The 9,855-nt window shown below is 62.4% G+C and carries 8 protein-coding genes and 1 pseudogene; 7 read left to right on the forward strand and 2 right to left on the reverse strand.

The genetic code is table 11. The features are described from left to right. Positions 1-176: 176 nt before the first annotated feature. From exbB to GFU70_RS27935, 6 genes are all read left to right on the forward strand, one after another. On the forward strand, positions 177-1,178 hold the full coding sequence (exbB, locus tag GFU70_RS27910) for a tonB-system energizer ExbB (RefSeq protein ID WP_153389080.1): 1,002 nt from the start codon (positions 177-179) through the stop codon (positions 1,176-1,178). Between the two features lie 6 nt (positions 1,179-1,184). After that, a complete protein-coding gene (exbD, locus tag GFU70_RS27915) occupies positions 1,185-1,613 on the forward strand; it encodes a TonB system transport protein ExbD (protein ID WP_116643600.1) in 429 nt (142 codons plus the stop codon). After that, a complete protein-coding gene (locus GFU70_RS27920) occupies positions 1,610-2,365 on the forward strand; it encodes an energy transducer TonB (RefSeq protein WP_058545759.1) in 756 nt (251 codons plus the stop codon). The genes exbD and GFU70_RS27920 overlap by 4 nt, the downstream gene beginning before the upstream one ends. A gap of 355 nt (positions 2,366-2,720) precedes the next feature. After that, complete coding sequence (locus GFU70_RS27925; RefSeq protein ID WP_058545758.1) at positions 2,721-3,641, forward strand: hydrogen peroxide-inducible genes activator; 921 nt, start codon at positions 2,721-2,723, stop codon at positions 3,639-3,641. A gap of 9 nt (positions 3,642-3,650) precedes the next feature. Next, on the forward strand, positions 3,651-5,726 hold the full coding sequence (recG, locus tag GFU70_RS27930; RefSeq protein WP_058545757.1) for an ATP-dependent DNA helicase RecG: 2,076 nt from the start codon (positions 3,651-3,653) through the stop codon (positions 5,724-5,726). Between the two features lie 79 nt (positions 5,727-5,805). Then, a complete protein-coding gene (locus GFU70_RS27935) occupies positions 5,806-7,203 on the forward strand; it encodes an aminoacyl-tRNA deacylase and HDOD domain-containing protein (RefSeq protein WP_058545756.1) in 1,398 nt (465 codons plus the stop codon). Positions 7,204-7,300: 97 nt separating this feature from the next. Here the strand turns inward: GFU70_RS27935 and GFU70_RS27940 are convergent, their stop codons facing one another. Beyond that, entirely contained in the window at positions 7,301-7,681 is a 381-nt protein-coding gene (locus tag GFU70_RS27940; protein WP_058545755.1) for a hypothetical protein, read from the reverse strand. Positions 7,682-8,216: 535 nt separating this feature from the next. Between GFU70_RS27940 and GFU70_RS27945 the strand changes: the two are divergent. Beyond that, positions 8,217-8,600 (forward strand): annotated as a pseudogene (locus tag GFU70_RS27945) (DUF6124 family protein). 233 nt (positions 8,601-8,833) lie between these two features. On the opposite strand, the gene tagQ reads toward GFU70_RS27945, so the two are convergent. Further along, complete coding sequence (gene tagQ / locus GFU70_RS27950) at positions 8,834-9,772, reverse strand: type VI secretion system-associated lipoprotein TagQ (protein ID WP_153389081.1); 939 nt, start codon at positions 9,770-9,772, stop codon at positions 8,834-8,836. Positions 9,773-9,855: the final 83 nt, after the last annotated feature.

Consider the following 9,855-nt stretch of genomic DNA (forward strand, 5'->3'; position numbering starts at 1 on the left):
TGGCAAAGCCGCAGACTAGCCTCCGTGGGGGACGAGCGGCTAGCCATGTGAGAAAAAAAGTTACTGTATTACTTTTGTTAACAAGAATTAATTGCAATAATGCCCACCACTTTTGTTCTCGGCCCACGAGGCCTGGAAGAACATCAACCTTCTTTTTTCTCTCAGGTCCGGCCAGCATGAAACGCTCTCTATCCCCCGCTTCGCCAACCAATCGACCTCGTGCCTGGAGCACGGTAGCCGCCCTGCTGTTCAGCCTGCTGCTGGCACCTGCCGCCGCGCTCGCAGATCAAGCCTCCGCTCCCACAGCCACTAACGAACCCGCTGCAAGCGCCACGCCGAACGTACCGCGCAACCCTGACGGCAGTGTGGACACCTCGTCACTTCCTCCGGAAGTCCAAAAGGCGTTGTCCGAGCTCGGCGAAACGGCCGAGCTGATGGAACAAGAGCAGCAAAACGCCGACAACTCCCTGGGCATGGCCCACGACCTGTCGCCATGGGGCATGTACAAGAACGCTGACATCATCGTGAAAATCGTGATGATCGGCCTGGCCATCGCCTCGATCATCACCTGGACCATCTGGATCGCCAAAGGCTTCGAGCTGCTGGGTGCCAAGCGTCGCTTGCGCGGTGAAATCGCCGCCCTGAAAAAAGCCACCACCCTCAAGGAAGCCAGCGCCAGCGCCGCGAAGGCAGGCACTCTTGCCAACCTGCTGGTGCATGACGCCCTCGAAGAGATGCGCCTGTCGGCCAACAGCCGCGAGAAAGAAGGCATCAAGGAGCGCGTGAGCTTCCGCCTCGAGCGCCTGGTCGCCGCCTGCGGTCGCAACATGAGCAGCGGCACCGGCGTGCTCGCCACCATCGGCGCCACCGCGCCGTTCGTCGGCCTGTTCGGCACCGTGTGGGGCATCATGAACAGCTTCATCGGCATCGCCAAGACCCAGACCACCAACCTCGCCGTCGTGGCCCCCGGCATCGCCGAAGCGCTGCTGGCGACTGCGCTCGGACTGGTCGCGGCAATCCCGGCCGTCGTGATCTACAACGTCTTCGCCCGCTCCATTGCCGGCTACAAGGCCCAGGTCTCCGACGCCTCGGCCGAAGTCCTGCTGCTGGTCAGCCGCGACCTCGACCACCTGCCGCCCGAGCGTGGCTCGCAACCGCACATGGTGAAAGTGGGGTAATCGGCCATGGGCCTGCATTTGAAAGAAGGCGCAGACGACGATCTGGCCGAAAATCACGAAATCAACGTCACGCCGTTCATCGACGTGATGCTGGTGCTGTTGATCATCTTCATGGTGGCCGCCCCGCTGGCCACCGTGGACATCAAGGTTGACCTGCCGGCGTCGACGGCCAAGCCCTCGCCACGGCCGGAGAAACCGGTGTTTCTCAGCGTCAAGGCCGACCAGCGCCTGTTCCTGGGTGAAGACGAGGTCAAGGCCGAAACCCTCGGCGCGACCCTCGACGCCAGGACCCAGGGCAAGAAAGACACGACGATCTTCTTCCAGGCCGACAAAGGCGTGGACTATGGCGACCTGATGAGCGTGATGGACGCGCTGCGGGGCGCCGGCTACCTGAAGGTCGGCCTGGTCGGACTCGAGACGGCGCCCAAAAAATGATCACGACGCGCCAAAAGCTGATGCGTTACAGCACTAGCCTGGTGGTGGTGCTGGGCGTGCATGCGCTCGCCATCGCCCTGGCGCTGAACTGGACATCGCGCCCGCCCATCGAATTGCCTCCCCAAGCGATGATGGTCGAGCTGGCGCCGATGCCTGCGCCGCCGCCACCGGCACCGCCGAAAGTCGTCACACCGCCGCAACCTCCCGAGCCGGTCGAAGAATTGCCGTTGCCCAAGCTTGCCGAAGCGCCGAAGCCGGAGATTTCCGTGCCCAAGCCGGTCAAGCCCAAGCCAAAGCCTCAACCGCCCAAGCCCAAACCGGTGGAGAAAAAGCCCGAGCCGCCGAAAGAACCGCCCTCGGAGCAAAAGCCCAGCGACACCCCGCCGACCCAGTCACTGGCCGAGAAGTCCGCGCAACCGGCTCCCGGCCCGTCGCCTGCGCAATCGGCGGCCAAGGCCAATTGGCAGGGCACGTTGCTGGCGCACCTGGGCAAGTACAAGAAGTACCCGCACAGGGCCCAGCAGATGAACAAGGAAGGCACCAACCGCCTGCGCTTCGTGGTAGATGCCGAAGGCAACGTGTTGTCGTTCGAACTGGTGGGCAGCTCCGGCACGGACTCCCTGGACCGGGCCACCCTGGAAATGATCCGCCGCGCCCAACCGCTGCCCAAGCCGCCGGCGGAGCTGCTGACCAACGGCACCATCGAACTGACGGCGCCGTTCGTGTACTCCATCGACAAGCGCCGGCGTTGATCCAGACCTGGCACCCCGATGGCATGATGAATCCTGTGGCGAGGGAGCTTGCTCCCGCTGGGGCCTGAGCTGTCGAGCGGAGCGAGGCTGCGATCTTTCCAAAGACGCTTGAATCCCAAGTGAAAGATCAAGATCAAAAGATAGCAGGCTTCGCCAGCTCCTACAGAGACCAGCGGGAGCTGGTTCCGTCGCCACAATGGGTACAACCAACAGGAAGGCATCGAAAGATGCCTTTTTCATATCCGGCAACGACCCGACAGACATTGGACAGTGTCACACCGCACCCCCAGTCTGATAACGTGCGTCTATCGATTGCAGCCGGTATGCTTGGCTCGCAACTTCACGGACGCTCGCCATGACCCTCACAGAATTACGCTACATCGTGACCCTCGCCCAAGAGCAGCATTTCGGCCATGCGGCCGAGCGTTGCCATGTCAGCCAGCCGACGCTGTCGGTGGGTGTGAAAAAGCTTGAAGACGAACTCGGTGTGCTGATTTTCGAGCGCAGTAAGAGCGCGGTGCGCCTGACCCCCGTGGGCGAAGGCATCGTGGCCCAGGCGCAGAAGGTCCTGGAGCAGGCCCAGGGCATTCGCGAATTGGCCCAGGCCGGCAAGAACCAACTGACTGCCCCGCTGAAAGTCGGCGCGATCTACACCGTCGGCCCGTACCTGTTCCCGCACCTGATTCCGCAACTGCACCGGGTCGCCCCGCAGATGCCGTTGTACATCGAAGAAAACTTCACCCACGTGCTGCGCGACAAGCTGCGCAACGGCGAGCTGGACGCGATCATCATCGCCCTGCCGTTCAACGAAGCCGATGTCCTGACCCTGCCGCTCTACGACGAACCGTTCTACGTCCTGATGCCGGCCCAGCACCCCTGGACCCAGAAAAAAACCATCGACGCCGCCCTGCTCAACGACAAGAGCCTGCTGTTGCTTGGCGAAGGCCACTGCTTCCGCGACCAGGTGCTCGAAGCCTGCCCGACCCTGGCCAAGGGCAGCGAAGGTGCCAAGCACACCACGGTGGAATCCAGCTCCCTGGAAACCATCCGCCACATGGTCGCTTCCGGCCTGGGCATTTCGATCCTGCCGCTGTCGGCAGTGGACAGCCATCATTACTCCCCGGGCGTGATCGAAGTCCGCCCGCTGACGCCGCCCGTGCCGTTCCGCACCGTCGCCATCGCCTGGCGCGCCAGTTTCCCGCGGCCCAAGGCCATCGAGATCCTCGCCGACTCGATCCGCCTGTGCTCCGTGGCCAAGCCGCCTGCCGGCAAGTAAGCCACGGCCATGACTGAGCTGTCGAAAGTGCCGGTCACGGCACTCAAGGGTGTCGGTGAAGCCATGGCCGAGAAACTGGCCAAGGTCGGCCTGGAAAACCTCCAGGACGTACTGTTCCACCTGCCGCTGCGCTACCAGGACCGCACCCGTGTGGTGCCCATCGGCCATTTGCGCCCGGGGCAGGATGCGGTGATCGAAGGCACCGTCAGCGGCGCCGACGTGGTCATGGGCCGCCGTCGCAGCCTGGTGGTGCGCTTGCAGGACGGCACCGGCGGGCTCAGCCTGCGCTTCTACCATTTCAGCAATGCACAAAAGGAAGGCCTCAAGCGTGGTACCCGCGTGCGCTGCTACGGCGAGGCACGGCCCGGGGCTTCGGGGCTGGAAATCTATCACCCGGAATACCGCAGCATCACCGGTGACGAACCGCCGCCTGTGGATGAAACCCTGACCCCGGTCTATCCGCTCACCGAAGGCCTGACCCAGCAACGCCTGCGCCAGCTCTGCCAGCAAACCCTGACCCTGCTCGGCCCCAGCAGCCTGCCCGACTGGCTGCCCACGGAACTGGCCCGGGATTACCACCTGGCGCCGTTGGCCGATGCGATCCGCTACCTGCACCACCCGCCCGCCGATGCCGACGTGGACGAACTCGCCCTCGGCCATCACTGGGCCCAGCATCGCCTGGCATTCGAAGAACTGCTGACGCATCAACTGTCCCAGCAACGCCTGCGCGAAAGCCTGCGTTCCCTGCGCGCCCCGGCCATGCCCAAGGCCCGGGAGCTGCCGGCTCGCTACTTGGCCAACCTCGGCTTTACCCCAACGGGCGCCCAGCAACGGGTCGGCAACGAAATCGCCTACGACCTGAGCCAGCCCGAACCGATGCTGCGGCTCATCCAGGGCGATGTCGGCGCCGGCAAGACCGTGGTCGCCGCCCTCGCCGCGCTGCAGGCCTTGGAGGCCGGTTATCAGGTAGCGTTGATGGCGCCCACCGAGATCCTTGCCGAACAACATTTCATCACCTTCCAACGCTGGCTCGAACCGTTGGGCATCGAAGTCGCCTGGCTGGCCGGCAAGCTCAAGGGCAAGAACCGAGCCGCCGCCCTGGCACAGATCGCCGAAGGCGCACCCATGGTGGTCGGCACCCATGCGCTGTTCCAGGACGAAGTGCAGTTCAAGAACCTGGCCTTGGTGATCATCGACGAACAACACCGCTTCGGCGTGCAACAGCGCCTGGCCCTGCGGCAGAAAGGCGTCGGTGGGCGGATGTGCCCTCATCAACTGATCATGACCGCGACGCCGATCCCGCGGACCCTGGCGATGAGCGCCTATGCCGACCTCGACACCTCGATCCTCGACGAACTGCCTCCCGGCCGCACGCCGGTCAATACCGTGCTGGTCACCGATACCCGTCGGGTCGAAGTGATCGAGCGTGTGCGCAGCGCCTGCGCCGAAGGGCGGCAGGCTTATTGGGTGTGCACGCTGATCGAAGAGTCGGAAGAACTGACCTGCCAGGCGGCCGAAACCACCTATGAAGACCTCACCGCCGCCCTCGGCGAGTTGAAGGTCGGGCTGATCCATGGCCGCATGAAACCCGCCGAGAAAGCCGCCGTCATGGCTGAATTCAAGGCCGGCGCCCTGCAACTTTTGGTTGCCACCACGGTGATCGAGGTCGGCGTCGACGTGCCCAATGCCAGCCTGATGATCATCGAAAACCCCGAGCGCCTGGGCCTGGCGCAGCTGCACCAACTGCGCGGCCGGGTGGGCCGGGGCAGCGCCGCCAGCCATTGCGTCTTGCTGTATCACCCGCCGCTGTCGCAGATTGGGCGGCAGCGACTGGGCATCATGCGCGAAACCAACGACGGTTTCGTCATCGCCGAAAAAGACCTCGAATTGCGCGGCCCCGGTGAAATGCTCGGCACCCGCCAGACCGGCCTGCTTCAATTCAAGGTAGCCGACCTGATGCGCGACGCCGACCTGCTCCCCGCCGTACGCGATGCCGCCCAGGCGCTGCTGGAGCGCTGGCCCGACCACGTCAGCCCGCTGTTGGATCGCTGGCTGCGTCACGGGCAGCAATACGGCCAAGTGTGAGCACGCGCTCAGTTTTCCGGACGCGCGTACCGGACAAGCTGGTTATACTGACCAACTTGTAGGAAAACGGATACAGACCATGACAGAAGCTGCCCTCGCCCCCGAATCCCCGCACGCTCCGTCTGTTATTCGGCTGTTGCTCGATAAATTGGGCATCGGCTTTGACGAAGTGCTTGAACGCCCCGGCCTGAACCCAGCCCGCAAAGTGCAGGCGGTGTTGCTGCACGATGCCGTTGGCGCGCTGATGGTGCTGTTTCCGCAAAGCCAGCTGCTGGACCTCAACCGCCTGGCCGAACTCACCGGTCGCAAACTCACGGCAGTACCGACCGAACGCCTGGAGCGCATGCTCGGCAAACACAGCCTGAGCCTGCTGCCCGGCCTGCCGGCGCTGACCAGCTCGCCGTGCCTGTACGAAGAAAGCCTGCTGCGCGAGCCGAAGTTGCTGATCAACTCGGGCGAGCCGGGGCTGCTGCTGGAAGTCACCAGCGAAGCGTTCAAGACCATGCTCACCAAGGCCAGCGCCGCGACGTTCGGCGAAGCCGTGAGCAACATCACCCCCAACCTGGACCGCCCGCACGACGACCGCGCGGAAATCACCCAGGCTGTGCAGGCGTTCACCGCCCGGCGTATCCAGCAACGGCTGGAAGAAACCATCGAAATCCCGCCGCTGGCTGAAACCGCACAAAAAATCATCAAGCTGCGGGTCGACCCGGACGCCACCATCGATGACATCACCGGCGTGGTGGAAACCGACCCGGCCCTGGCCGCGCAAGTGGTGAGCTGGGCGGCATCGCCCTACTACGCATCACCCGGCAAGATTCGTTCAGTGGAAGACGCCATCGTGCGGGTCCTGGGCTTCGACCTGGTGATCAACCTGGCGCTGGGTCTGGCCCTGGGCAAGACCCTGAGCCTGCCCAAGGACCATCCGCAACACACCACGCCGTACTGGCACCAGTCGATCTACACCGCCGCCGTCATTGAAGGCCTGACCCGCGCCATGCCGCGCGCCCAGCGACCCGAAGGCGGCCTGACCTACCTGTCCGGCCTGTTGCACAACTTCGGCTACCTGCTGCTGGCCCACGTGTTCCCGCCGCACTTCTCGTTGATCTGCCGACACCTGGAGGTCAACCCGCACCTGTGCCACAGCTACGTGGAACAGCACCTGCTGGGCATCAGTCGCGAACAGATCGGCGCCTGGCTGATGCGCTACTGGGACATGCCCGACGAACTGGCCACCGCCCTGCGCTTCCAGCACGACCCGCACTACGATGGCGAATACGCCGAGTACCCGAACCTGGTGTGCCTGGCCGTGCGCCTGCTGCGCGCCCGTGGCATCGGCACCGGCCCGGATGAAGAGATCCCCGAAACGCTGCTCGAACGCGTGGGTTTGACGCGAGACAAAGCCAATGACGTGGTCAGCAAGGTGCTTGAGGCTGAAGTGCTGCTGAGGGAGCTGGCTTCGCAGTTCGGCCATTGAGCGCTGATGCAGGCAACTGAGCTACTGTGGCGAGCGGATTTAGCTGTGGGAGCAAAGCTTGCTCCCACAAGGCTTGGCTCCTACAGAATCCACTCGACTAAACCTTCTTAGCCTTCTTCGGCTTCAGGTATTTGGTCAACCCCTGGAACCAGATCACCAGCGCCGGGTTGCCCTTGATCTGGATCGACTTGTCCTGGATCCCCGTCATGAACGCCAGTTGCTTGTTCTTGGCCTGCATCGTGGCGAAGCCATAGGCCGCGTCCTTGAAGGCGATGGCGAACGCAGGCTCCGGGTAGGTGCCCGACTGGCTGGTGATGCGCTGGTTTCTCACGGTGAAATGCCGGGCGACTTTACCGTCCAGGGTTTGCAGCTGGAACACCAGCTCCTTGTCGCCCAACTGCTGCTGGAACGCCGGATTGGTCCGGCTGGCCTTGCCCATCAACAATCCCAACATCCACAGCAGAAAACGAAATTTCATGGGCACAGCCTCGTGAGAAAAGATCGATGGCTGGCAGTTTAGCGATTCTGCGGCGTAACGCCATCATCGGATCTCTTTGCCGGAAGATAAGCTAGTTTTCACGAAAGATGACCGCTAAGTCACGAAACCAAAAATCAAAAGATCGCAGCCTTCGGCAGCTCCTACATCGATTTCCGTAGGAGCTGCCGAAGGCTGCGATCTTTTGATTTTTTTGCCCTCCTGTTCCTCGGACATTTCCTTCAAAACGCCGGGCTGTTCATGAACTAGGCAGCGCTGTGGGACGCCGCTAACCTCTGTTCGTCATCGCAAAAAACGGTGACCCGGACGTGCAAGTCCGGTACATATCGGCGCGCGAACTGCCACACCAATTGGCTCATGCTCATATTGGTGCGTTTATGGCGGCTGCGCGCGGGAGACTCTCGAGGTCTGCCGGGGTCCGATATGCCCGGTCTTGCACACCCGCGCACAGCTGCCACCTTCTTCGGTGCAACGAGAGGTGTCAGTTTCCAATCAATTACATATCGGGTAATTAATCATGTTCAAACCAACTCCGAATCCGCCGCAAAACCAACGCAAATCCCGCGTCGAAATCCTCGAAGAAAAACGGCTCGATGACGCTGCCACCCGCGCCCTCGACTAATAGCTCAACCCCAAGCCCGACTCACCGCCCGAACCTGACAGCACCCAGTTGTTCATCGTCGCCCCCCACATCGACACCGAAACCCTGCTGGCCAACGCCTCCGAAGACCTGCTCTCCATCAGCACCATCGCCGCCGACCTGGCTGACGATGTGGACGACTCACGCCGCTGCATAGCCCTGGCGATCAGCCGCATGGCCAATGGGGTGCAGTTGTTGGTTGAGCGGGCGTTGGATCATTTGGAAACCAAGGAAATGGCGGCGCCTGGGACCAAGGGGTAGCGCATAGCTTTGATGCAAGCTGTGCCGACGCCATCGCGAGCAAGCTTTGCTCCCACAGGCGGATTGGGGCTTGGCGCAGATATTTCAGCCAGCACAAAACAACTGTGGGAGCGAACTTGCTCGCGATGACGGCGGGTCAGTCAACATAGATGCCAACTGAACCAACGCTATCGCGAGCAGGCTCGCTCCCACAGGTTTTAGCTGCTGATCAACGATCAGCCGCCCTCACTCAATCAAACATTCGGGCAAGGAACCGGTGCCCAGTCGCCCAGGTCCGGGTTTTTGCACATGCTGTTGACCTGGCTGGTACCGGCACTGGCAACCTGCTTGCTTTCATCCTGCTTGGCCTTGGCAGTCTGCAGGGTTTTCTCGGTGGTCACCGCTTCTTTCGGCACGGTTGGCAGCACCGGTTTTTTCGCCGGTTTCGTGGCTTTCTTGGTCTTGGTCTTGGACGACGCCACAACCTGCTTGGTTTCGGCGGTAGCCACGGTCACCACGTCAGTACGCTGCACGCCCACTTGCTGCAGATCTTTCTCGTAAGCCTGGGTGTAGTTGTTCAAGTCTTCGGATGCCTTGCCGTTGACCGCAACGATCAGGTCGTTCGACTCTTTCAAACCAGAGACGATTTCCGCCAGGCGCTTGCGGCCTTCAGTGTCGTTGACAGTCTTGGCCTTACGGTCGGCAACCAGTTTGCTGAACGCGTTCTGGTAGCACTGCTGCGACGTCTTGGCGTAGGCAGTGCTGCGGTCGATGTCGGAGACGCTTTTGTTGACGTCGGTGGCGTAGGACGCGATGCGCTGGTTGTCATCGGCGATCTGCTTCTGGCGCTCGGTGTAGTAACCGGTTGCACCACCGGCCAACGCGCCGCCCGCGGCACCAATGGCGGCGTTGCGGCCACGGTCTTCCTTGTCGGCGGTCAGTGCACCCAGCAGTGCACCACCGACCGCACCCACGGCCGCACCGGTGATGACCGACTTGGTCATGTTCCCTTCGGTGGCGCGCAAGTGTTGCACCGGCTCGTAGCAGTTCGGGTAGTACTCGACCTTGGTGCTCGACGCGACCTTGGACGTCGGCGACGTGGCGCAACCAGTCAGTACGGTGCTGAAGCCGACAGCGACCATCAGCAAGTGACGCTTGGAAACCGAAGCAAAAGGTTTACGGGGAAAAAGCATAATTATGTTCTCGTTTAAGTGTTGACCAGCTCAGCGCGGCGCTATCGCCGCCTGAGTCCCTTCCAAGCTCGCTGACAACGAAC

This window comes from Pseudomonas brassicacearum (assembly GCF_009601685.2).
Classification (GTDB): Bacteria; Pseudomonadota; Gammaproteobacteria; order Pseudomonadales; family Pseudomonadaceae; genus Aquipseudomonas; species Aquipseudomonas kilonensis_B.

What these genes read in the sequence shown, in the direction of transcription:
- GFU70_RS27925 (WP_058545758.1), top strand. Translation starts at nt 2,721, where the DNA reads ATGACCCTCACAGAATTACGCTACATCGTGACCCTCGCCCAAGAGCAG.
- GFU70_RS27935 (WP_058545756.1), top strand. Translation starts at nt 5,806, where the DNA reads ATGACAGAAGCTGCCCTCGCCCCCGAATCCCCGCACGCTCCGTCTGTT.
- exbB (WP_153389080.1), top strand. Translation starts at nt 177, where the DNA reads ATGAAACGCTCTCTATCCCCCGCTTCGCCAACCAATCGACCTCGTGCC.
- GFU70_RS27940 (WP_058545755.1), bottom strand. Translation starts at nt 7,681, where the DNA reads ATGAAATTTCGTTTTCTGCTGTGGATGTTGGGATTGTTGATGGGCAAG.
- GFU70_RS27920 (WP_058545759.1), top strand. Translation starts at nt 1,610, where the DNA reads ATGATCACGACGCGCCAAAAGCTGATGCGTTACAGCACTAGCCTGGTG.
- exbD (WP_116643600.1), top strand. Translation starts at nt 1,185, where the DNA reads ATGGGCCTGCATTTGAAAGAAGGCGCAGACGACGATCTGGCCGAAAAT.
- tagQ (WP_153389081.1), bottom strand. Translation starts at nt 9,772, where the DNA reads ATGCTTTTTCCCCGTAAACCTTTTGCTTCGGTTTCCAAGCGTCACTTG.
- recG (WP_058545757.1), top strand. Translation starts at nt 3,651, where the DNA reads ATGACTGAGCTGTCGAAAGTGCCGGTCACGGCACTCAAGGGTGTCGGT.